The following is a 23,000-nucleotide window of genomic DNA, read 5'->3' on the forward strand; positions in this document are numbered from 1 at the left end:
GGCCCCCTGGAGAGGTCAGTCGCCCGTACCGGTACGGGTGGCCGCGTGACCCGGTCGGTCGCGCACGAGGCGTTCGACGAGCACCTGCCAGCCGTCGCCCAAGGCGCCGTCCGCCTCCGGGGGCGGGTCGGGCGAGCCGCCCATCGACAGGTACAGCAGCAGCGGCCCCTCCAGCGCGGCGGAGAGCTGGAGGGTGAGGACGTCGAGGTCGGGCACGTCCGGCACGGCCCGGCCCAGCAGCATGCGCAGGTGCAGCTGCGAGAGGCTGGCGTCGCCCACCGGGACCGGCTGGCCACGGTCGAGGGCGGCCCGTGACACGGCGAAGTGCCGGTGCAGGAACGTGATCCGGGCGCGGCCGTAGGCGATCAGCCGCGCGACCGGGTCCGCGCCCGGCCCGAGGGGCGGCGGGCCGGAGAGGACCTGTTCCTGGAAGGCGCGCTCGTCGGCGTCGAGCAGCGCGCGGAAGATCCCGGCCCGGGTGCCGAAGCGGCGGAAGACCGTGCCCTTGCCCAGCCCGGCGCGTTCGGCCAGTCCGTCCATGGTGACCTGTTCGGCGCCCAGTTCGGTGAGCATCTCCCGCGCGACCCCGAGGAGTCGCTCGCGGTTGCGCGCCGCGTCGGCGCGCTCCGCGCGGGGCTTCCCGAAGGGGACCAATGACCGTTCCACCCGCCCAATCTAACGTCGGGAATAGAAGCGGGGTGAAGTCCGGTTATGCTGGCGAGCAAGCGACGCGCCGGGGCGGTGGGCGGCGTCCGGCCGCCCCGGCCTACCCGGACGCCGCCCGCCACCCACCGCTCCCATCCGGCCGGTGCGCCCCCGCCACCACCGGGCCGAGGCGCACCGCCACCGCCGTGACCACCCGTACCGACGCACCCCTCCGAGGAGTCCGTGATGAACCTCTTCCGTCTCGACGCGAGCATCCTTCCCCGCACCTCCGGCAGCGCCGAGCTGGCCGACCTGGCCGAGGCCGAGTGGACCGGCGCGCACCCCGACGGCACCGTCGTACGCCGTCACCTGGGCACCGACCCGCTGCCCGCGGACGCGTGGGCGACGGCCACCCTCGCCGCGTTCACGCCGAAGGCGGACCGCACCCCGGAGCAGCGCGCGGCGGGCGCGCTGGGCGCCCGGCTCGCGGCGGAGCTCCAGGACGCCGACGCGGCGATCCTGGCCGTGCCCCTCTACAACTTCGGCGTCTCCCAGCACTTCAAGACCTGGGCCGACCTGGTGATCGCGGGCGCCGGACCCACCACCCCGCTGCTGAAGGGCACCCCCACCGTGCTCGTCACGACGCTCGGCGGCGGTTACGGGCCGGGCACGCCGAAGGAGGGCTGGGACCACTCCACGCCGTACCTGGAGCGGGTGCTCGCGGACGTCTGGCAGGCCGAACTGACCGTCGTACGGCGCGAACTCACCCTCGCCGCCGCCACCCCCGGCATGGAGGCCCTGCGCGGCATGGCCGAGGAGCAGCACGGCCGGGCGCGTACGGAGGCCCGCGACGCCGGGCAGGCCCTGGCCGGTCGCTGAGACCCCCGGCACGCGCCCCGCACCGCCCGCGGTGCCCGCACGGCGGGAGGTACGGCCCGTACGGCTGGACCGGAGCGTACGGGCGGGACGGGCCGTACGGGCGGGGCGGGGGCGTACGGGCCGGCGCCGGGGCGCGGTGTGACGGCGGCGCGCGCCCCGGCGTACCGTGGGGCGGCGGTGGCGCCGGACGTGCCGCGACACCTCGCGCGACCGCCCCCTGGAGACACCGTGCCCGTCGGCTACCTGCTCACCGTGGTCTTCCTCGCCACCGGCACGCTGTGCGCGCTGAAACCCCTCCGGCGCCCTCTCGCCCTCGCCCGCCCCGGCTTCCTGCTCGGCGTCGTCTTCGTCGAACTCCCCTTCCTCTTCCTCGCGTTGCTGGCGCTCGCGTCGGCCGTCGCCGCCGCGGGCGGCGACCTCGACGGCTTCCCCGGTACGGCGCTCGCCGTGGCCGCCGGGGCGACCGCCGCCGGTCTCGCGGTCGTCGCCGTACGCGGCCTGCGCGACCGGGGCCGGATCAGGCGGGCCGTGGCGGAGGGCCTGGGCGCGCGCTGGCAGGCCGCCGCGGAGACCCGCCCGGGACGGCGGCTGCGCGGCCGCACCCCGGCACGGGCCCTGCTCGGCCCGTTCTTCCGGCGCCACCGGCACGTACGGCACGTGGCGGACCTCCCGTACGGCGACGCGGGGCCCCGGCAGCTCCTCGACGTCTACCACCACCGCGCGCTCCCCACCGGCGCGCCCGTCCTCGTCCATCTGCACGGCGGGAGCTTCCTGCGGGGCCGCAAGGACACCCAGTCGCTGCCGCTGCTCCACCGCCTCGCGGCCGACGGCTGGCTGTGCGTCAGCGCCAACTACCGGCTGCGCCCGACCGCCCGGCACCCCGACGAGCTGGTCGACGCGAAACGGATTCTGGCCTGGGTACGCGCGCACGCGCACGAGTACGGCGGCGACCCCGCGACCCTCGTCGTGTCGGGCAGTTCGGCGGGCGGCCACATCGCGGCGATGGCCGCGCTCACGGCGGGCGACCGGGAGTTCCAGCCCGGTTTCGAGGACGCCGACACCTCGGTCAGCGCCGCCGTCTGCCTCGGCGCGTACTACGGCACGCACCCCGACGGCGGCCCCCGTTCGGCGCCCCCGGCCAGGATCACCGCGGACGCGCCACCGTTCCTGGTGGCCCACGGCGACCAGGACACGCTGGTCCCCGTGGAGAGCGCCCGCGCGTTCGCCGCGCGGCTGCGCGCCACCAGCGCCTCCCCCGTCGTCCTGGCCGAACTGCGCGGCGGGCACCACGCGTTCGACCTGTTCCACTCGCCGCGCTTCGAGGCGCTGATCGACGGGATCGCGGCGTTCGCCGCGGCGCTCCCCGGCGCCCGGGACACGAACACCGACGGGGAGCGGGACCGGGAACGGACCCCCGGCGGGGACTGCGCGTAGCGCCACGTGCGCGGGGCGGCGTCGACAGCCCGTAGGGCCTCCGCTTAGGGTCCGGTAGCGGATCGACAAGGAGGCCGAACGTGACCGTGCCGCACGCCGAGCACCAGGACCGGAGCGGTGGACACCACCCGTACCTGCGCTACGTCGCCCTGGGCGACAGCACCACCGAGGGACTCGGTGACGGGGACGAGGAGTCCGGATACCGCGGTGTCGCCGACCGGTTCGCCGAACGGCTCGCGGCCACGTCCCCGGACCTGCGCTACGCCAACCTCGCCGTGCGCGGCTGCGGCACCGAGCACGTCCGTACGGTGCAGCTGCCCGCCGCCCTCGCCCTCGGCCCGGACCTGGCCACGGTGGTGGCGGGGGTGAACGACTTCCTCAAGCCGCGGTACGACGTGGAGCGCGTCGTGGGGCACCTGGACGCGACGTTCGCGGCGCTGACCGGCGCCGGTACGCACGTCGTCACGCTCACCTTCCCCGACATCGGGCGGGTCGCGCCCGTGGCGCGGCCGATCGCGTCGCGCGCCCGCGCCCTCAACGCGGGCATCCGCGACTCCGCCACCCGGCACGGCGTCACCGTCGTGGACACCGGCGCGCACCCCGTGACCGTGGACCCGCGCATGTGGAGCCCGGACCGGCTGCACCTGTCGCCGCAGGGCCACGAGCGCATGGCGGCGGCCTTCGCGCAGGCGCTCGCCCTGCCCGGGGCCGACGACTCCTGGACGCTGCCGCTGCCCGAGCTGCCCACGCCCAAGCCGTGGGAGGCGGCGCGGGTGGAGGCCCAGTGGATCGGTACGTTCCTCGCCCCGTGGCTGCTGGGCCGCGTGGGCGGCCGCTCCTCGGGCAGCGGGCGTACGGGCAAGCGCCCGCTGCTCGCGCGGCTCTGAACGCGCCCGTGGCGTACGGGAGTCGGGCCCACGGGTGCGTCAACGCGCGCTCCGGCACGGGGACTTCGCGCGTGTCGCAGGTACCGGACGTCCCAACAGCCCCTGTGTGCACCGGCGTCACACGCGGAGGCTCCATCGCGCCGTGACCCGGACGTACCGACTTGTGGGGGTCACGGCGGCGCACCATGCTGTGGGGATGACACTTACCCCGCGCGCCAAGTGGTGGGTCGCCTCCGCCGTGTTCGGGCTGCTGCTGGTGGGACTGGGCGGGTACTTCGCGGTGGTCGGACTCGACCGGGCCGACCAGCTCTCCGGTATCGGCGGCCTGTTCGTCGGGCTGATCGGGCTGGCGCTGGCGGCGTACGGCACGTACGCCGCGCGGAGCACCGGCCCGCCGCCCGCACCGGCACCCGCGCCCGCCCCGACGGCGCCCGGCGGCGTGCAGGGGAACACCTTCCACGGCCCGGCCTTCGTCCAGAGCGGTGAGAACAACCGCCAGGAGAACCACCACCGCCCCTGAACGAGGACTGACGAGAGTGCGCGGCAGAAAGCCAGACGGCGGCCAGGACCGGAACGGCGCGGCCGGGAGCAACGGCGCGGCCGACGGCGGGGTGGGCGGGAACGACTTCCGCGGCCCCGCCGCCGTACAGCAGGGAACGGCCAACGACCAGCAGTTCGGGGACCGTTACTACACCAGCTACCACCTGTACCCCGCCCCGGCGGACCCGCCCGCGCCCGCCCCGGCGCCACCCGCCGCCGACCCGTGGGTGAGCCTGGTCGCGGACTCGGCGGCGTGGCGGTACGTCGAGCCCGGCGCGGACCACGAGCCGCTGCGGCGGCAGGCCATGGCGGCCGCGCTGGCGCTCGCGCGCGCCCGTGACGAGGCGTGCGGGACGCTGCGCCGCGACGCCTGGTACGAGCCGCGCTTCGCGGAACGGGTCGCCTACCGCGTCGACTGGCTCTTCGACAACCTCTGGAGCGGCCAGGACACCCGCCCGCTGCTCTCCCCCGCCGAAGCCGCCCTGCTCAGCCTGCTGCCGGTGCTTCACCACACCCGTCCCCTGCTGCGCGCGGCGCGGCATCTGGCGGTGCGGCCCGAGTCGCTCGTCCCCGTGAGTCCGGCGGACGGACCGCCGGACGGGGCGCGCGTCGCGTACGAGCGCTTCCTGCGCACGTACGGCCGGCTGGTGCGCCGCGCCAACCAACGCGTGCCGGACCCCACGGAGGGCGACGGTGACGGCGACGGCGGCGGGCACCGGCACATCGCCTGGTGGCTCTACCACCGTTGGCTGGCCGCCGACCCCGAACTCGCCCGCGACGACTGGCCGGTGACCCTGCTCGCCGCCGCGGGCGTACCCGGTACGGACCTCGCGGACGTCCTGGACGCGCGGACGCTGCGCCGCCTGCTGAGCGCGCCGTACGTGTCGCCGCACGAACTGTGCGGCATCGACGGGCGGCCGTTCCTGCCCGCCGAACGCTGGACACCGATCGGGCAGGCGTCGAAGGAGCAGCGCGTACGGGAGCGGTTCGTGGGCGTCGTACTCGCCGTCGCGCACGGACTGGCCATCAGGGCCACGGAGCTGCCTCCCGTGATCGTGCGGCACCTCGGCACCCCGGGCGAGGTCCGCCTCGACGAGCTGCACCGGACGCTGGCCGACGCCCGGTGGGAGCAGCGCGCCAACGGCAAGGAGCGGCAGTTGCACGCGCGTTGCGCGCACAACGCCGTGGCGACGGCGCTGCGCGAGCACGCCCGCACCCTGGACGGGCTGCTGCGCGCCGTGCACCGGGGCGGCGAGCACGGCTCGTGGCCCGCCGAGCTGCACGCCCTGCCGGTGTTCGTCGGGGACGGCGGGGTGGTGGAGGTCGACGCGGAGGGGAACGAACTCCCGCCGCGCGCCGCCGTCGCGTTCCGCTTCGACGAGGCCGCCGTGCAGGAACTCCTCGTCGGTGAACGGCTCTACCGCAACCCGGCGTTGGCCATCCGCGAGCTGTACCAGAACGCCCTGGACGCCTGCCGCTACCGCCGCGCCCGCGAACGCGCCCACGCCCAACGCCTGGGCCGCCGCGCCGACTCCGCCGGTTACGAGGGCGAGATCGCCTTCATGCACGGCACCACGCCGGACGGCAGACCGTACCTGCGCTGCCGGGACAACGGCGTGGGCATGGGCGAGGAGGAGCTGACCGGGGTCTTCTCCGAGGCGGGCGCCCGCTTCGTGGAGTCGGCGGCCTACCTCGCGGAGCAGGCGGAGTGGGCCGAGCTGCCCGAGCCGGTGTCGGTGCAGCCGAACAGCCGCTTCGGCATCGGCGTCCTCAGCTACTTCATGCTGGCCGACGAGATCGAGGTCAGCACCCGGCGGCTGCACCGGGACGGCGCCCCCGGACGGCGGCTGACGGTCCGGATCACCGGTCCCGGCCAGTTCTTCCAGGTGGTCGAGGAGCCGGAGGACGGGCCCCGTACGACGGAACACACCGGGCCGGGCACCACCGTCACCCTGTACCTGCGCGAGGACGCCACCGACCAGTCCGCGACGGACACGCTCCAGTCCCTGCTGGGCTACGCGGAGTTCCGTACGACGGCGACGCGCGCGGACGGCACCGGCGAGGTCTGGGAACCGGGGGTCATGACGCCCCGGGTCGACCCCTCCTGGGGCGAGCGCGGCATCGACGCGCACGGTGAGGTCGCGCACTGGCAGGGGCGGATCGAGCACGAGGGGAGGTCGCTCACCGGCCAGGTGATGTGGTGCCAGTACGGCGGCGGGCTGCTCGTGGACGGACTGCACGCCCTGCCCGGCGAGAAGCACCGCGGCACCCTCATGGCGAACTCCCTCTGGCTGCGGGGCGCGCTGGTCAATCTGGACGGCGGCTGGGGAGTCGCGCTCTCCGTGGACCGGACGGAGATCCTCCAGGACGTCGGTCCGGCGGTCGTCAAGCTGCTCGAAGCGGCGACGGAGCCGCTGGTGCGGCCCGGGTCGGAGCTGCTGACGTTCCGTTGGCTGTGCGCGGTCGCCTACAGCACTCCCCCGCTGGGGGACCTCGTGACGGCCGCCGCGGACGCCGCACGGCTGCCGCTCTCCCTGGAACGGGAGGAGACCACCGGCCGGAACGCCCACGAGGGGTGCTACCCGGTGGACCCCCAACTGGCCGGACGGCAGGTCGAGATCGCGTTCCACAACGCCGACGACGCGCACACGCTCAGACGGCCGCATCGGTACACGCTCGACCACATCCTGCTGTGGCGTGTGCTCGCCCGCCGCTGGACCGCCGACCTCGACCGCCTCGCGGCGCTCGTACCCGAACTGGACGCCGGGGAAGAGGTGTTGGTGGCCCGGCCGACGGACGCGCTCATCCTCCAGGGGCCGGACGCGTACGAGGCGGACGGGGCCGGTGACTGGCCGAGGCTCCCCGGGGCGCTCGTCCGGGAGGCGAGGGAGGCGGGGATGACGCCGCGCCGCTTCGCGGCACGCGCCGCGGAACTCGGTGTCGACATCCCCGTGGACCACTTCCCGGACGTCTTCCCTCCGGACCCGCTGGACCTCGCCCTGCTCAGCTCCGGCCTGGACGGCTCGTCGCCCTGGCTCGACACCACGCGGCCCGTACCGGTCGCCCATCTCCTCGAAGCCCGGTCGCAGCGGGGCATCGGCCTGGCCGACGCACGGCGGCGGCTCGCGGCGTACGGCTTCTCCGTACCGGAGACCGACCACCTGCCCGCGCGGCTGGACCGCTCCGACGCGGTCCTGCTCAGTACGGAACTCTCCGGTACGGGGCCCTGGTTGGCCGAGACTCCGGTCCGCCCCGGACACGTGGCGGCCGCCGCGGTGGCGCTGAGGACCACTCCGGCGGAGGTCCGGGCGCGGCTGGAGTCGTTCGGGCTGACCACGCATCCCTGGCGGACGGAGCGGGCGGTCCGCGCCGCGGACCTGGAGATGCTGAGGTCGGATTCGGGCGAACGGCACCGGTGGCTCGACGCCGCGGAGCCGGTGCCCCCGGGCAGAATCCTGGAGGTCGCGGTCGAGAACGGACGCGAACCGACTGAACTGGCCGCCCTCCTCGGTGACCTGGGGTTCACCCTGCCGCCGGTGATCCCCCTCCTGTCGCCGGAGCGGCGTGAGAGGGACCTGCTGCTCCTCAGCAGGGACGGGGACGGTGTCGGGCCCTGGCTGACCACGCGACAGCCGCTCTCCGCACTGCACCTGCAGATGCTGGCGCGGGCGACCGGCGTGCCCGTCTCCGAGACCGTCGAGCACCTCACCGGGGCGGGGTTCACCCTGGCCGGTGGGGTGACGCCCGGATCGGGTGACCCGCAGCTGCTGACGCTTCTGCGGCAGGCCGGTTTCCGCCTCGAGTCGACGGACTGGGCGAAGCCCGTCCCGCTCCTGTTGCTGCTGAACGCGGCCCGGCAGACCGGGCGCGGCATCGCGGAGATCGCGGACCGGCTGCGGGAGTGGGGGCTGTGCGTACGCGATCCGGCCGAGCAGGTACGGGAGGCGCTCGCGCGGGTGCCGCGTCGGCGTCCGTCCTGAGCGGGGGCGCCGGCGCGGGTGGTGAGGCCGCTCGTACGGTCCGGCGAGAAAGCGCTTTCCGATCCCTTGACAACGTTGTCGCACGCGTCGGAAGCTGCGTCTGTCCGGAACGCCCCGCCGCCCGCCCGCCGGAAGGAACCTCCCGTGCCCGACGACGTACCGCCCGCGCTCCCCCCAGGCGACGACCACCGCCCCTCCCCCGGTCGGCGCGGCCTGCTCCGGGCCTCGGCCACCGCCGCCGGTGCCGCGCTCGCCGCGCCGCTGGTCCTCGGCGGCGCGACCCCCGCCGGTGCCGCCCCGCGCGGCGGTACGCGTACCGGGCGGGCGCGCTTCCCCCTCGGCCCGTTCACCCGGAGCGAGGCCAACCCGATCCTGCGGCCCGAGCCCGACCACCCGTGGGAGTCCGCGTACCTGTACAACCCGTGCGCCCTCGTCGTGGACGGCCGCGTCGCGCTGCTCTACCGCGCGCAGGACGCCGCGAAGACCTCCAGCATCGGGCTGGCCTGGAGCGACGACGGCATCCACTTCCGCCGCCGCCCGGAGCCGGTGCTGCGCCCGACCGAGCCGTACGAGCGGCCCGGCGGCTGCGAGGACCCCCGGGTCGTACGGATCGACGGCACGTACTACCTCACCTACACCGCGTACGACGGCACCAGCGCGCTCCTCTGTCTGGCGACCTCGCCGGACCTGGTGCACTGGACGAAGCACGGGCCGCTCTTCCCCGAGCTGCGCGACCCGATCCACGGCGACAAGCCGTGGAACAAGGCGGGCGCGATCCTGACCACTCCCGTCGACGGGAAGTACTGGATGTACTTCGGGGAGTCGAACATCTACTGGGCCACCTCGACCGACCTGCTCCACTGGGAGACGGTCGGGAACGAGGACCCGGTGGCCGAGCCGGTGTTCCCCTGGGAGGGCTCGCTGATCGAGCCCGGCCCGCCGCCGCTGGTCACCGAGGACGGACTCATCCTGCTGGTCTACAACGGCCGTTCGGACGGGAAGGGCGGCTGGACCAAGGGCCAGTACTCGGGCGGGCAGCTGCTCGTCGACCCCGCCGACCCCACGAAGGCGGTGGCCCGCCTGGAACGCCCGTTCCTCGTACCGACCTCGGACGACGAGCAGGACGGCCAGGTCAACCACGTGGTCTTCAGCGAGGGCCTGGTCCACTTCCGGGGCGCCTGGTTCCTCTACTACGGCATGGCGGACTCCGTGCTGGGCGCCGCCGTCTGGCGGCCGGACGACCGGAGCTGACCGCACGCCGGGGGACGTACGCGCCACGCGTCCCGGCGACGCACCACTGCCATCGCACATCCAGGAGGAGAACACCGTGGGGTCCGTTCCGCTCTCCGTCGGCCGCCGCCGACTGCTCCAGTACGCCGGGGTGACCGGCGCCGCCGCGGCCCTGCCGCTCGGCACGGGCGCCGGTCGGGCCACGGCCGCCGCGCACGCCGGCACACCGTCCGCCGCGCCGACGAACCCCGCGACGGGCGCCGACGACGTGGCCGCCACCTACCACCGCGTCCTCCTCCGGCACACCCGCTGGTCCGAGACGCAGTGGGACGAGGAACGCGGCGTCTACACGGCGAAGGACTTCGGCTTCGCCGTCGTCCTCGGCCACGCCGTACTGCTGACGCACGGCACGTACGACGCCGACGCGGCCAGTGTCGACCGCGCGACGCTCAAGCGCCGCACCCTCGCGACACTGCGCCACTACGCCGCCTCCAACCGGCTGACGGGCGGCGGGGAATGGGGCCGCAAGCTGTTCTTCGACACCACCTTCCAGTCGTACTTCGTGCTGGCCGCCCGGCTGCTCTGGGACGAACTGGACGCGGGTACGCGGGAGTCGGTCGACCGGATCACGCGCGAGCAGGCCGCGTACACGCACTCCCTCGGTACAGGCGACGACCCGGACTCCGGGGACTGGACGCCGAACGGCCTCAAGGGCGGCCACGTCGGTGACACCAAGCTGGAGGAGATGGGCCTCTACGCCCAGACCCTCGCCCCCGCCCTCGCCTGGGCGCCGGACGACCCGCGGCACGCCGGGTGGGCCGAGGCGTACGGCGCCTGGTCGCGCAACGAGGCCGGGCTGCCGCAGGCGGACCTGGCGAACCCGGCGCGTGTGGACGGCGTACCGGTGTCGCGGAACACCGCGCGGAACACGTACGACACGTTCGTGGTGGAGAACCACGGCTCGTTCGGGCCGCACTACCAGGCGGAGCTGTGGCGGACCTCGGGCCGCAACGCCGCGCACTTCCTGGCCGCGGGCCGCCCGCTGCCCGAGGTGCTGACGCGGCAGCCGAACGCCGGGCCGCTGTGGCGCACGCTGCTGGGGGTGATGTCCGACGCGGGCGAGCCGCTGATGCCGATGGTGAACGACCGGGAGCACCTGTACGGGCGGGACGTCATCCCGTTGGCGTTCCTCGCCCGGGTGCTGGGCGACCGGGCGGCGGCGCGGGCCGAGGCGGAGTTGGCGGCGCGGCTGGAGGCGTACCAGGCGTACCCGCCGGAGCACCGGCTGGCGAAGTTCTCCGGCGAACCCAAGTACGAGCCGGAGGCCCGCGCCGAACTGGCCCTCAGCTACCTGCTGCACGTGTGGCCGGACGCGGGCCGCCCGGTGGAACCGCTGTCGCGCGAGGGGCTGTTCGCGTACGCGTCGGGGGTGACGGACTTCGGTACGGGCCCGGGACTGGTCTCGCACCAGTCGCGTACGGCGTGGGCGGGCGCGGTGACGAAGCCGGGGTTCGTGAAGTTCGCGTGGCAACCGGACCACGACGACTGGCTGTTCCGGCTGAGCGGCGGCACGCCGATGTTCCTGCCGTCGACCGCCGTGGAGGTCACCGGCCGCTCGGTGCGGGTCCACACGGCACCGCGCGACGGCTTCGACGGCAGCGCGACGATGCTGCGGCTGCCGGACGGCTTCGCCGGGTGGACGACGCTCCCCTCGGGCGCCGTCGTGTACGCCGCCGACGGCCCGGACGCGCGCGGCGCCCGCCTGGAGGTGCACAACCTCACCATGCCGGGCGTGGCCGGGCTGGACGGCAACCGCGTGTACCGCTTCGCGGAGGGCACGGCGACGGTCGAGGCGCGCGACGCGTCCGGGGCGGCGGGCCGCGTCGACGAGCTGACGTTCGACCGCGCCGAGGTGCGGCACGTGCGGGTGCTGGGCGTACGGCCCGACCCCACGTACGGCTACTCGCTGTTCGCCGTCGAGGCCCGCGACGGGGCGGACGGCGACGACGTGGCGCGCGGCGGGAAGGCCACGGCCTCCTCCCACGCGCCGGGCCGGGAACCGGGGTTCGCCGTGGACGGCGACGGCGCGACCCGCTGGGCGGTGGCCACCGCCGACCGGAAGCGCGCCGACAGCTGGCTAGCCGTCGACCTCGGCGCGGAGCACGGCGTCGACCGGGTCACCCTGCGGTGGGAGCAGGCGGCGGGCCGCGCGTACCGCGTGCAGGGCTCGGCCGACGGCGAGCGCTGGACGGACCTGGCGGACGGGCCCGCCCCGGCGCTCCGCAGCCGCGGCGGCTGGCTCGACGTGGACGGCCGCGCGGGTCTGGTGGTGCGGGGTCCGGAGCGGGGCGACCGGCCGAGCCTCGCCGTGCACGGGGACGTGATCACGCTGGGCGAGGACGCCCGGGGCCCGCTCCTGGTCGAGGGCCACTGCGGGGAGTCCGCCGCCGGGCTGGCCGCCCTCGCCCGCCGCCCGCAGCCGGTCCCCGGCGACGGCGCGGTGCGCGCGGCGGTCACCGACGGGCACCTCAGCCTGTTCAACCTCTCGGCGGGGCAGGTCCGTTGCGACGTGACCGTCCCGCAGGAGGGCCGCGTCCGGCGGGTGTACGAGGGCGAGCAGACGGTGACGCGCGACGGCACGCGGATCGCCGTACGCCTCGACGCCGCGACCGCGCGACTGCTGCCGCCGCGCTTCACCCTGCGGGCGCTGTCCGGGCGGGCGCTGCCGAACGGGCTGCGGGTGCGGGTCGACGACGCCGCCACCCTGCGCCTTTCCGGGCCCCGCTGCCGGGTGCGGGTCGAGGGCCAGGGGCACCGCGCGGACGTGACGGTACGGCCCGGCCGCGGCACGGACGTCACGGTGCCCGGCGCGCACCCGTACCCCGGCGACGACCACGCGCTGGGCCGGAACGCCTTCCCCAACGCGCCGCTGCCGCAGGGCATGTCGGCGCCGGACGCGGCCGTCGACGGCGATCCGGACACCCGCTGGCGGCCCGGCCGCAACGGGCGGATGGTCGTGGACCTCGGCGCGCGGCGGGAGGTGCGCCGCGTGGAGGTCGAGTGGTCCGACGGGCGGGCCCCGGCGGCGCACGTCGAGTTCAGCGACGACGGGGTGCGCTACCGGCGGGCGGGCACCCTGGACGGCCACGGGCGGGTACGGAGCCTGCGCCGCTCCGGGGCGGCGCGCTACGTGGCGCTCGCGGTGGCGGGGGCACCGGACGCGCGGACCGGTGTCGTACGGCTGTCGGTGCGCTGAGCCGCCGTACGGTCCGGGCACGCGTCGCGGTGCCCGGACCGTACGGCCTGCGGACCGCCCGGCCCCCGAACCGGCGGAATCCGGGACGGTTCGGACCCGGGCGGGCGGGAACCCGGCCCGGCATGATCCAGAGCATTGTGCGCGGTGGCGCCGCGGGCGCCGCCGGAACGACCGTACTCAACGCCGTCACCTACGCCGACATGGCCTGGCGCGGGCGCGGCGGCAGCGACGTGCCCGCGCAGGTCGTGGACCGGCTCACCGACCACGCCGGACACCCCGTACCGGGCGCGGGCGACACCCGCGACAACCGGCTGACGGGGCTCGGCGCCCTCTCCGGCATCGCCGTCGGCTGCGGCGTGGGCGCCGCGGTGTCGCTGCTGCGGCGCGCGGGCGTACGGATGCCGGTATGGCTGGGCGGCGCCGTCACGGGCGTGCTGGCCATGGCGGCCACCGACCTGCCGATCGCCCGGCTGGAGGTGAGCGACCCGGCGGAGTGGTCGGGGGCGGACTGGGCGTCGGACGCCGTACCGCACCTGGCGTACGGGCTAATCACGTACGCCCTCGTCGCGGCGGCCGACCCGCGCGGGTGACCGGGCGACGGTGAGCGGGCGACGGCGAGAGGCGCCGACGGACCCGGCACGCGCGCGGGTCCGTCGGCGCCGCTCCCGCCCCGGGGGCGCTCAGCGGCCGAGCACCCGCGCGAGCTGCTGCTTGTTCATCTTCGAGCGGCCCTCCACCCCACGCTGTTTGGCCTCGTTGTAGAGCTGGTCGCGGGTGGGGCTCACCGGTCCGCGGTGCGAGCGTTCGCCGCCGCGCTGCGACGCGGACTTGTCCCGGGTCGACGTACGGGACGCCTCCCGCGCCTCGCCCGCCTGGGCGCGCTCCTTGTTCACGGTGCGCGCGGCGATCTCCTTCGCGCGGCCCTCGGAGGCGCCGCGCTCCTCCGCGCTGTCCTTGATGTGCTCGTACTGGCGCTCGCGCTTGGCGTTCGAACCTGCGGGCATCGCTCCTCCTCGGTGCGGTGGGCCGGGTCCGCGGACCCTCGCCGGTACGGGTAACACGAGGGCGCCGCTTCACACACGCCACCGGGCCCGCGCGGCGCGGGGGCGGACTGTACAGGGCGCGGCCGCAGAAATAGCGGAAAGGGCGGGACGAATAGGGGGCGCGCGGGGGCACGCGAGTTATTTCGTGAAAGCGCCTCATGCGCCCTGTGCGTTCCCCCTCCGAGCTGCGAACCTGTCGCCTGTTCATACTTGCGGTCATCATTCGACCACGATCCGTGGCCGGGTGAACCGGGGGGAGGGAGGGACCGGAGTGATCCGCGTTCTCGTTCTGCACGAGTCCAATCTGTGGCGGTCCGCGCTGGAGTCCCTGCTCGCCGTCGAGCACGATCTCGACGTCGTGTCGGCGCCGTGGGCACGCGCCTCGGGCACGCTGCGCTCGTTACGGCCCCAGGTCTGCCTCGCGGACCTGGAGTGCCACGGCAGCGCCGGTACGCTCGCGCCGCACGGCGAGCTGGTCCGTCAGCTCAGCGGGAGCGGCTGCGCGCTGCTGGTCCTGGCGCACCCGTCCCGTCCGGGCACGCTGCGCCGCGCGTTCGCCAGCCGCGCCAACGGCTACGTGGGGAAGGACGCCGTACCCCAGAGACTCGTGGAGGCCATCCGGCGGGTGTCCGCGGGCGAGCGGTTCGTCGACGAATCGCTCGCCTTCGGGTTTCTGGAGGCGTCCCGCATCCCGCTGACACCACGCGAGTTGAACGTCCTGGAGCTGGCGGCGCAGGGCGCCTCCAACTCCGACATCGCCGGGCTGCTGCATCTGACGTCCGGCACGGTGCGCAACTACATGGCGGCCATCACCCGCAAGACGGGGGCGCGCAACAGGGTCGACGCGATACGGATATCGCAGGGCGCCGGCTGGTTGTGACGCCGGGCCCGCGCGGACGGGTCAGACGCGGGGCGCCTCCCAGTGCCCGAACAGCTCGCGGTAGAGGGGCGAACTGTCGAGCAGTTCGCGGTGCCCGCCGCTGAGCGCCCGCAGCCCGTCCAGTACGAGGACGCGGTCCGCGCGGCGGGCCGAGGACAGCCGGTGGGCGATGACGACGACGGTGCCCGGACGGCGGGCGAAGGCCCGTTCGGCGCGGGCCTCCGCCGCCGGGTCGAGATGGCAGGTCGCCTCGTCGAGCAGCACCAGGGGTGCGGGCGAGAGGTGCGCGCGGGCCAGCGCGACCAACTGCCGTTCGCCCTGCGACAGGGCCTCCGGCACGACGGTCGCGTCCAGGCCGCCCAGCCGCCGCAACAGCGGGTCGAGGCCGACGGCGCGGGCGGAGGCCGCCACGTCGGCGGGCGGGGCGCCGTCCGGGCAGAGGTAGAGCAGGTTCTCGCGGAGGGTGCCGCTGAAGACGTACGCCTGCTGCGGGATGAGCACCCGCCGCAGCGCCGGTTCGCCCCGCTCCGGCGGGAGCGGGGGTCGGCCGTCGACGAGGACCTGCCCGGCGGCGGGGGTGAGGAGCCCGGCGGTCAGCGCGGCCAGCGTGGACTTGCCGATGCCGCTGGGGCCGACCACGGCGAGGCACTCCCCGGGTTCGACGACGGCGTCGAGCCCGTCGAGCACGGGCCGGGCGCCGGGGCCGTACGCGAAGCGCACGCCGCGCAGTTCGACGCGCGGGCCCACGCGGGCGCCGGTGCCGGTGCCGCCGCCGTACGCGTACGGGGCGGGCTCCGGCGGGGTCGCGGCGGCGGCCTCCGGGACTGCGGCCTCCGGGACGTGCGCCGGGTCCGGCCGGGCCGGGTCCGGTGCCGCGTACGGGTCGTGGGTGAGCCGGTCGAGGACGACCAGCAGCCGCGTCGCGGCCGTGCCCAGCGCCTGCGCGAGGGTGTTGAGCGCGGGCAGCAGCCACTGCGTCAGATACGTGAGGGCGCCCAGCAGTTCGCCCGCGCTGACGCCGCCGCGCAGCAGCCAGGGGGCGCACACCAGCAGCAGTACGACGGGGAGTTGGCCCGCGACCCCCAGCGTGAGGGGCCGCAGGGCGGCCCAGCGGGCCAGCGAGCGGGCCGCCGCCTCCGCCGCGTCCGTCAGCGCCTCCCCCTCGTCCGCCCGCTGCCGCTCGCCGCCGCAGGCCACCACGTCCCGCAGGCCGCGCGCGGTGGCGCCGAACCCGGCGGCCAGCGCCTCGTCCGCCTCCAGCGACCGGTGCTGGCGCAGCGCGGTCGGCCCGAGCGAGAGGCAGAACAGCAGCGAGCCCAGCGCCAGCGGCGGCAGCACGACGAGCAGCAGCAGCGGATCGAGGACGACCAGCCCGGCGACCGTACCGAGCAGGGTGACGCCGAACGTACGGGCCGTCAGCACCAGCCCCGCGAACCCGTCGCGCGCGGCCTCCGTCTGGCTGGTCAGCCGCGACACGGCCCCGGCGTCCGTACGGCCGTCGCCGGTGGTCGCCTCCCGGAGTGCGCGGGTGACCACGAGGCGCAGCAGGCCGTCCCGCAGCGGTTCGACGAGGTCGGCGAGGTGCCGGAAGACGCCCCGTACGACCGGGCCGCCCGCGATCACGGCCACGGCGCCCGCGGCCAGCCAGAGGAGGCCGGTGGCGGTGTCCCCGGCGAGGAAGCCGTCGTCGAGCGCGCGGGCGACGCCGTAGCCACCGAGGAAGGTCTGCGCGGACTCCAGTACGGAGAAGGCGGCGAGTCGCGCCAGCGGGCGGCGGCGGCGGCGCAGGAAGCGGCGCGCCCGTGGCAGGACGCGGCGCAGCGGGCGCGCCGTGGCGCCCTCGCCGGTCACCGGCGCTCCGGCCGGGCGGCGGCGTCCGGGCCCCCGGGGCCGTCCGCTCCGCCGGGGTCCCCGGAGGCGTCGGCGCCGCCGTCGGCCGCCGCGAAGACGGCCCGGTACGCCGGTTCCGCCCACAGCACGGCGTGCGGCGCCACGGCCCGTACGCGCCCGTCCTCCAGCCAGGCCACCAGGTCGGCGCGGGCGGCGCCGGAGACCCGGTGGGCGACGAGCAGCCGCGTACCGGCGCGCGTGCGCCGCGCCAGGGCGCGTTCCACCTCGTACTCGGTGACGCTGTCCAGGCTGGACGTGGCGTCGTCCAGGATCAGCAACCGGCCGGAGTGCGCGAACGCCCGTGCCAGGCCGAGCCGTTGCAGTTCGCCGCCGGAGAGCGGCGCGTCCGCGAGGGGCGTGTGGTAGCCCAGCGGAAGGCGGCGTACGAAGCCGTCGGCGCCCGCCGTCCGTGCCGCCGCGACCACCTCGGTGTGCGGCGCGGCGTGCGCGCCGAAGGCGAGCGCGGTGCGGACGGTGGCGCCGAAGAGGGCGGGTCGTTCGAAGGCGTAGCCGATCTCCGTACGCAGCTCCCGCCGGTCGAGCGCGGGCAACGGGACGCCGTCCAGGGTCACTTCGCCGCCGTCGGGGTCGAGGAGCCGTCCGGCGACGGCGGCGAGCGTGGACTTGCCCGCGCCCGAACGCCCCACCAGCGCCACGGTGTTGCCGCCCGGCACGGTGAGGTCGACGCCGCGCAGGACCGGCGTCCCGTCGCGTACGACGTCCACGCCGCGCAGTTCCAGCCGCCCCGGTCCGCCGGGCGGGAGCCGCCGGGAGCCGTGCGCGACGGCGGGTACGGCGAGGAGTTCGGCCAGCCGCCCGGCCGCGGCGTACGCGCGCGCGAGCGCGTCGAACCGGCCCGCGACGGCGCCGACGCCCGCGGCCATCGCCGCGTAGCGGGCGGCGGCCAGCAGGCCGCCGACGGTCAGCTGCCCGGCAGCGAGCCGCAGGCCGCCCGCCGCGAGGACGGCCGTCGTGAGGAGCGGCGCGAGCACCGAACTGTGCGCCATGGCACGGCCGTAGAGCTGCCACATGCGGTACCCGTGGGTGCGCAGCCCGGGCAACGGCGCGAGGACGCGGTCGCGTTCGCGGGCGGCGGTCCCGGCGGCGGCGACCGTACGGGCGCCCTCCAGCGCCTCCATCAAGTACGCGGCGATCCGGCCCTGTTCGCGCTGGTACGCGGCGACGCTCGCGGCCGAGCCGCGCGTGAAGGCCCGCAACAGACCGACGAGGAGCGGGAGTCCGGCGGCGAACACCAGCGCCAGCCAGGGGTCGACCACGGCGAGGGCGACGAGGCCGCCGACCGGGTACAGCAGCGCGGCGAGCGTGCTGGCGGCGGCGGCCGGTCCGGTCCCGGCCTCCGTGGCGTGGGCGCCGAGCCGGGTGACCAGTTCGCCGGGGGTGAGGCGGGCGGCGGCGCGCGTGCCGGTGTCCAGCAGGTGCGTGGAGCAGCGGCGGCGGAGCCGGGCGGTGGCGCGGGCGTTGGCGGTGCCGGTCAGCAGGGCCGTACCGCCGCCGAGCAGCACCTCCGCGGCGGCCAGCGCGGCGCAGACCGCCAGCCAGGCGTGCGGGCGTCCGCCGGAGAGCAGCAGGTCGAGGGTGTGGCCGAGCACGGCGGGCAGCGCGAGGGTGACCGCGGCGTCGGCGAGACCGGCGAGGAGGAGCGCGGCGAGCCCGGCGCGACCGCCCCCGGCCGCGTACCGCAGCACCCCGACGGCGTCCGGGCCCTCGGCCGTACGGCGGCGGAAGGCGCCACGCGGGCGGGTACGGGTACGGGCGCCGGAGCGGGTACGGGTGCCGGAGCGGTGGTCCGTCTCCGGGGACGTGGCGGCCAACTGCGGTCCTCGCGTCCGGGAAGCCCGGCCGCCACGCGGCGGCCGGGCTCCGAGCGGGGTGCCCCCGGCAGGCGCTGACCACCTGCCGGGGAACACCGTGCACGGCGTGCGCCCGAGGGCGCGGGCCGTCAGTTACAGGTGGTCACGCTCAGGCTGCTGTCACCGCAGAGCAGCAGGCTGGCCCGGCTCCCCGTGGCGACCTCGCCGTTGAGCTCGTCCTTGGGGGTCTCCAGCGTCTGCAGGTCGAGAAGGTTCATGTCACTGCCTTTCCAGGTAACGGTGGTGCTCAGGGATGGGTGTTTCCGGTTCGGTCCCCGGTGGGGACCGGCTCAGGGGCCCGCCTCGGTGCGGGCAGGAACGGCAGCGCGGGACGCGCGCCGTCGTGGAGGGCACTGCCGAGCGCCAGCAGACAGCCGGCGGTGCCCGTGTTCAGGTCCATGGAGAGCCGCATCATCTGCTCGCCGGGGAAGGCCAGTCGGCCCTGGTACGGGAGGGCGGACCAGGACAGCGCGTCGATCTGCCGCGCCAGGTCGGCACCCGTGGTCCCGGGTCCGCCCGCCGTGGTGCGCGCGAGGTGCAGCACCATGCCCGCGGCGCCGCGGAACAGGCCGGGCTGCGCGTAGAACTTGGCCTGCGCGGCCCGTACGATCTGCCGCCGCGCCGCGTCGAACGCCTCGTCGGCGCGGTGCTCCAGGTAGTCGTCGAGCACCATGCCGATGCCGACGCTGCCCGCGCCCAGGTACGGCATGGTGCGCCAGCCCTCGTCGACCTGGAGCGTGCCGCCCGCGCCGGTCACGCACCGTTCCAGGTCGCGGCGGAGGGCGGCGGCGGCCCAGTCCAGCAGGGCGGGGTCGCCGGTGCGTTCGTGGAGGCGTACGAAGAACAGCGCCGGGCCCGTCTCGCCGTACAGCAGCCCGGCCTTGCGGTCGGTGCCCGGCGCGGGGTCGCCCACGTAGCGCGCGGACAGCAGCCGCGCGCAGCGCAGCGCCGCCTCGGTGGGGCCGGGCTCGCCGGTGGCCGCGCCGAGCGCGTCCAGGGCGAGGCCGAGTCCGGCGAGGCCGCTGTGCAGGTCGTGGCCCATGGCGCCCCAGTCCTGCGCGGTGCAGCGGTCGGCCAGCTCCAGGGCGTGTGCGGGGTGGCCCGCGCGGTGCAGCAGCCAGGCGATTCCGGCGAGGCCGTCGTAGAAGCCGAGGGGGCTCACCGGCGGCGGCTCCTTCGTACGCCGCAGCAGCCAGTCCTCGGCCTCGGGGCAGTCGCCCGCGCCGGTCTCGGCGAGGGCGTGGAGCACTCCGGCGGCGCCGTAGCCGAAGCTCGCGCCGCCCAGCGGGGACGCGAACTGGGCGATGTCGCCGGGGAAGTAGCGGTCCTCGCGTCCGGGGGTGGCCGAGGCGCGGATGGCGGCGGCCATCGAGTCGCGGCTCAGCGGCCAGTCGCCGGGGCGGACGGGCAGGTAGTCGCGGGCGGCGGACAGGTCGTACGGGTCGGCCGCCGGGCGGGGGCGCGTACGCATGCCGGGTGCGGTGCCGGGGTGCGTACCGCTGGCGTCGTCGGCGCCGCCGTGCAGGATCTCCTCGACCGCCGTCTCCAGGAAGCCCGGCGGCACCGGGAAGTGCTCGGCCGCGATCCGCGCCAGGTCGGCCGCCTTCGCGCGGTCGACGGCGAGGAGGCTGGTCAGCGGGAGGAACAGCGCGATGCGCAGACAGGCGAGCGCGTAGCGGTCGACGGCGGTGCCGCGGCGGTCCGCGGGCGCCACGAAGCCGGGGTTCGCGATCGACTGGCGGCGCATCTCCCCCGCGTCGGCGGCCGCCTCGAAGTCGAGCAGCACGACGGACGACTCGTCCTCGGACACCATGATGTTGAACAGGTGCAGGTCGTTGAAGGCGATGCCCCGCGCGTGCACGGCCGTCACGGCCTCCTCGACCAGCGCGTGCACGCGCAACGCCCAGTCGGTGTACGCGGCCAGCGCCTCCGGCGCCGGGTCCGGGTCGATCAGCGGGTGGCGGCGGGCGAAGAAGGTGTTGAGGGGCTTGCCGCCGATGTGCTCCAGCACCAGGAAGTGGTGCTCGCCGAGGGTGAACGCGTCGCGCACCTCCGGGGTCTGCGCGACGCCCGACAGCCGTTCCAGCGCGCTGCGTTCGCGGGCGAGCCGGGTCACCGCGTCGGCGCCGTCGGCGGCCAGCCCGGCGTGCGGCCGCGCCTCCTTGAGGACGACCCGCTCGCCCGTACGCTCGTCCACGCCCTCGTACACGCCGCCGCCGTTGGAGAAGTGCAGGGCCCGCTCGATGCGGTACGGGAGGTCCGTCACGGTGGTCGCGGTGCGCGCCGCCTCGTGCGGGCGCAGGAACTCGGGGAGTTCGAGCCACTCGGGGACGCGGAAGGCGGGCCCGCGGTGGTCCGGCACGAGTTTCCCGTCGGGACCGGTGATCGCGGGAACGGACGTGCCGTGCTCGTCGTGGCAGTTGCGCTCCGTGAATCCGCCGTAGCGCACGTGGACGGGTCCGTCGGCCCAGCGCAGGTCGCTCAGGATGTACGGGCCGGTCTCGCCCCGCAGCAGGGAATCCAGGTCGGCGGCGACGCGGTGGCACTCGGCGTCGTCCGCGGGATAGACGGTGACGAACTTTCCGCTGGCGGCGCGGTCGGCGTATTTCGCGTTCCTGTTGTGCAGGAGATAGCGGCTCGGCACGAACTTGAAAGCGATCGACCGCGGTACGCAGTAGTCCCACACCGTGTCGAGTACGCGTTCGGCGTTCTCCAGCCGGGCGGACACGTGGATCTTCCAGCCCTGGTCCGGGAGTTGGGCCCGTACGGGCCGGAACGCCAACCAGTCGCCCGACTCGTGCCGCTGCCAGCCCTCGGGCACCTCGCGGCGCGCCGCCGGATAGCGCTCCCCCGGCGCGTCCGCGGTCGACGCCACGCGGTGCGGTGCGTCGTAGAAATGCCGGTCCGCGTCGCAGAATACGGCGTAACCCTTGCTCATCCCGCCTCCCAAGCGATGACGGGGACGAGTCTCGCAGCGGGAATGACGACGGAACAGTTACGGGCGTCATGAATCGGATATGCGCTTCAACCGGTGGCGCACGCCGGGGAATTCGCCGTTCCGCTCGTGGAGCGGCAGGTGAAGTGCCGTAATTCCACGGGAATTCGAACGGGAATGCGTTCAAGTCGCCCGGATCGAACACGACTTCGTCGTCACGCCTCCGTACGGCGTGCCGGGCCGGACGTCAGGGGTGACGGCCCGCCAGGACGCAGAACTCGTTCCCCTCGGGGTCGGCGAGGACCACCCAACTCCCCTCGCCCTGGCCGACGTCGGCGTGCGTGGCACCGAGTTCCAGCAGGCGCCGCACCTCGTCGTCCTGCTCCCGGTCGGTGGGGTTCACGTCGATGTGCAGCCGGTTCTTCACGGTCCTGCCCTCGGGCACCCGCGCGAACGTCAGCGTCGGCGGTACGGGGCCGGGCCGTGCCTTGCCCTCGGGTGCGGTGGGAGAGCCGATCTCCACCAGCCCGTCCTCCTCCTCGCGCACCTCGTAGTCGAGGACCGCGCACCAGAACCGGGCGAGCGCCGCGGGGTCGGCGCAGTCGATCGCCAACTCGGTGAACTTGCTGGCCATGGCGGTACCTCCCGGACGTACGGCGCGACTTCGCGGCCACAGCGTAGCCTCCGGCGTCCCGCGCCCGCGCGGTGCGGCGGGCGGCGCGACGGCGCGCGAACCACCCGCACGACCCGGCTCCCGGACGGAACGGGCCGCCCGGGAGCCGGGGTCCGCCGCGCGGGTCGGACCCTCCGCGCGGGTCAGACCATCGGGTTGCCGCTGGCCGTCTCCGCCGCGGGTACGTGGTCCTGGACGACGTCCCAGTGCTCGACGATGCGGCCGCCCTCCAGCCGGAAGACGTCCACGATGACGACGGGTCCGGGCCCCCAGCCGTGGACCAGGCTGTGGGTGAACACCAGGTCCCCCTGGGCGGCGGTGCGCCGGGGCTCCCACGAGAAGCCCACCAGCGTGGGCACCGCGGCGCGGAGCGTCGCCAGGCCGCTGGCCATCCGGGGGCTGTGCTGCGTGTAGGGCTCGGCCCAGTACCGGTCGAGCGCGGTGAGGTCCTTCTCGTGGAACAGCTCCCGCATGGCGGTGAGCACGATCTCGGTGTTCCGCCGCTCCCGACCGTCCCCGGCGCCGCCGGTGCCCCCGACGTCGCCGGTCACGGCTTCCCCTCCGCACCCGTCCCGGGGGCCGCGTCGGGCCCGCCGTCCGACGCGGCGCGGTTCACGAGCGCGTACCGCAACGCGCCCGACGGGCAGCGCCGCACCACCTCGACCACGCGTTCCGCCTCGGCGGCGTCGGGCCGGACCCACGGTCTGGCGCCCGGGTCGAAGACCTCCGGCAGTCCGTCGACGCACGCGGCGGCGTGCCGACACCGCCCGGCCTCGAACGTCACGGTGACCGACCGTCCCTCGTACGCCTTCCTCCCGGCGCCGCCTCCCTCGCGGATCTCACTCACCACGGGCCTC

At 75.7% G+C, this 23,000-nt stretch carries 18 protein-coding genes; 9 read left to right on the forward strand and 9 right to left on the reverse strand.

Features of this window, described 5'->3' with window-relative positions:
• Positions 1–15 precede the first annotated feature (15 nt).
• On the reverse strand, positions 16–666 hold the full coding sequence (locus D7M15_RS01270; protein WP_121515780.1) for a TetR/AcrR family transcriptional regulator: 651 nt from the start codon (positions 664–666) through the stop codon (positions 16–18).
• 225 nt (positions 667–891) lie between these two features.
• Between D7M15_RS01270 and D7M15_RS01275 the strand changes: the two genes are divergently transcribed.
• From D7M15_RS01275 to D7M15_RS01310, 8 genes are all read left to right on the forward strand, one after another.
• On the forward strand, positions 892–1,524 hold the full coding sequence (locus D7M15_RS01275) for an NAD(P)H-dependent oxidoreductase (protein WP_121515781.1): 633 nt from the start codon (positions 892–894) through the stop codon (positions 1,522–1,524).
• Positions 1,525–1,752: 228 nt separating this feature from the next.
• Positions 1,753–2,958, forward strand: a complete 1,206-nt coding sequence (locus tag D7M15_RS01280) for an alpha/beta hydrolase (RefSeq protein WP_121515782.1) — start codon at positions 1,753–1,755, stop codon at positions 2,956–2,958.
• An 80-nt stretch (positions 2,959–3,038) separates the two neighbouring features.
• Entirely contained in the window at positions 3,039–3,845 is an 807-nt protein-coding gene (locus D7M15_RS01285; RefSeq protein ID WP_240649079.1) for an SGNH/GDSL hydrolase family protein, read from the forward strand.
• A 196-nt stretch (positions 3,846–4,041) separates the two neighbouring features.
• Positions 4,042–4,365 carry a hypothetical protein gene (locus D7M15_RS01290; protein WP_127201704.1) on the forward strand — a complete coding sequence of 108 codons (324 nt, stop codon included), beginning with the start codon at positions 4,042–4,044 and terminating at the stop codon, positions 4,363–4,365.
• A 16-nt stretch (positions 4,366–4,381) separates the two neighbouring features.
• Positions 4,382–8,365: a hypothetical protein gene (locus D7M15_RS01295; protein WP_121515784.1), complete on the forward strand. Its 3,984-nt coding sequence runs from the start codon at positions 4,382–4,384 to the stop codon at positions 8,363–8,365.
• Between the two features lie 144 nt (positions 8,366–8,509).
• Positions 8,510–9,616 carry a glycoside hydrolase family 130 protein gene (locus D7M15_RS01300; protein WP_206337301.1) on the forward strand — a complete coding sequence of 369 codons (1,107 nt, stop codon included), beginning with the start codon at positions 8,510–8,512 and terminating at the stop codon, positions 9,614–9,616.
• Positions 9,617–9,692: 76 nt separating this feature from the next.
• Complete coding sequence (locus tag D7M15_RS01305) at positions 9,693–12,851, forward strand: discoidin domain-containing protein (protein WP_121515785.1); 3,159 nt, start codon at positions 9,693–9,695, stop codon at positions 12,849–12,851.
• Between the two features lie 122 nt (positions 12,852–12,973).
• Positions 12,974–13,441, forward strand: a complete 468-nt coding sequence (locus D7M15_RS01310) for a hypothetical protein (RefSeq protein WP_121515786.1) — start codon at positions 12,974–12,976, stop codon at positions 13,439–13,441.
• 90 nt (positions 13,442–13,531) lie between these two features.
• Here D7M15_RS01310 and D7M15_RS01315 read toward each other — a convergent pair whose 3' ends face one another.
• Positions 13,532–13,855 carry a plasmid stabilization protein gene (locus D7M15_RS01315; protein WP_121515787.1) on the reverse strand — a complete coding sequence of 108 codons (324 nt, stop codon included), beginning with the start codon at positions 13,853–13,855 and terminating at the stop codon, positions 13,532–13,534.
• Positions 13,856–14,165: 310 nt separating this feature from the next.
• Between D7M15_RS01315 and D7M15_RS28840 the strand changes: the two genes are divergently transcribed.
• A complete protein-coding gene (locus D7M15_RS28840) occupies positions 14,166–14,774 on the forward strand; it encodes a response regulator transcription factor (RefSeq protein WP_240649080.1) in 609 nt (202 codons plus the stop codon).
• A gap of 21 nt (positions 14,775–14,795) precedes the next feature.
• On the opposite strand, the gene D7M15_RS01325 is transcribed toward D7M15_RS28840, so the two are convergent.
• The 7 genes from D7M15_RS01325 to D7M15_RS01355 form a co-directional block, all read right to left on the reverse strand.
• Entirely contained in the window at positions 14,796–16,625 is a 1,830-nt protein-coding gene (locus D7M15_RS01325; protein WP_206337302.1) for an ABC transporter ATP-binding protein, read from the reverse strand.
• Positions 16,622–18,370: an ABC transporter ATP-binding protein gene (locus tag D7M15_RS01330; protein ID WP_206337443.1), complete on the reverse strand. Its 1,749-nt coding sequence runs from the start codon at positions 18,368–18,370 to the stop codon at positions 16,622–16,624. Before D7M15_RS01330 ends, D7M15_RS01325 begins: the two co-directional genes overlap by 4 nt.
• Before the next feature lie 254 nt (positions 18,371–18,624).
• Positions 18,625–18,753 (reverse strand): SapB/AmfS family lanthipeptide, encoded by a 129-nt coding sequence (locus D7M15_RS01335; RefSeq protein ID WP_121515790.1) that lies wholly within the window; start codon positions 18,751–18,753, stop codon positions 18,625–18,627.
• A gap of 29 nt (positions 18,754–18,782) precedes the next feature.
• Positions 18,783–21,473, reverse strand: coding sequence for a class III lanthionine synthetase LanKC (gene lanKC / locus D7M15_RS01340; protein WP_121515791.1), 2,691 nt, complete (start codon positions 21,471–21,473; stop codon positions 18,783–18,785).
• A gap of 244 nt (positions 21,474–21,717) precedes the next feature.
• Positions 21,718–22,104: a VOC family protein gene (locus tag D7M15_RS01345; protein WP_121515792.1), complete on the reverse strand. Its 387-nt coding sequence runs from the start codon at positions 22,102–22,104 to the stop codon at positions 21,718–21,720.
• Positions 22,105–22,286: 182 nt separating this feature from the next.
• Positions 22,287–22,694 carry a nuclear transport factor 2 family protein gene (locus D7M15_RS01350; protein WP_240649081.1) on the reverse strand — a complete coding sequence of 136 codons (408 nt, stop codon included), beginning with the start codon at positions 22,692–22,694 and terminating at the stop codon, positions 22,287–22,289.
• Positions 22,691–22,990 (reverse strand): (4Fe-4S)-binding protein, encoded by a 300-nt coding sequence (locus D7M15_RS01355; protein ID WP_240649082.1) that lies wholly within the window; start codon positions 22,988–22,990, stop codon positions 22,691–22,693. The genes D7M15_RS01350 and D7M15_RS01355 overlap by 4 nt, the downstream gene beginning before the upstream one ends.
• Between the last annotated feature and the right edge of the window lie 10 nt (positions 22,991–23,000).

The sequence above is a fragment of the Streptomyces sp. Z26 genome (genome assembly GCF_003665095.1).
Lineage (GTDB): Bacteria > Actinomycetota > Actinomycetes > Streptomycetales > Streptomycetaceae > Streptomyces > Streptomyces phytohabitans.

Bases quoted from the DNA above. Each gene is read 5' to 3' on its own strand.
- D7M15_RS01275 (WP_121515781.1), top strand. From the start codon at position 892: ATGAACCTCTTCCGTCTCGACGCGAGCATCCTTCCCCGCACCTCCGGC.
- D7M15_RS01290 (WP_127201704.1), top strand. From the start codon at position 4,042: ATGACACTTACCCCGCGCGCCAAGTGGTGGGTCGCCTCCGCCGTGTTC.
- D7M15_RS01310 (WP_121515786.1), top strand. From the start codon at position 12,974: ATGATCCAGAGCATTGTGCGCGGTGGCGCCGCGGGCGCCGCCGGAACG.
- D7M15_RS01315 (WP_121515787.1), bottom strand. From the start codon at position 13,855: ATGCCCGCAGGTTCGAACGCCAAGCGCGAGCGCCAGTACGAGCACATC.
- D7M15_RS01335 (WP_121515790.1), bottom strand. From the start codon at position 18,753: ATGAACCTTCTCGACCTGCAGACGCTGGAGACCCCCAAGGACGAGCTC.
- lanKC (WP_121515791.1), bottom strand. From the start codon at position 21,473: ATGAGCAAGGGTTACGCCGTATTCTGCGACGCGGACCGGCATTTCTAC.
- D7M15_RS01345 (WP_121515792.1), bottom strand. From the start codon at position 22,104: ATGGCCAGCAAGTTCACCGAGTTGGCGATCGACTGCGCCGACCCCGCG.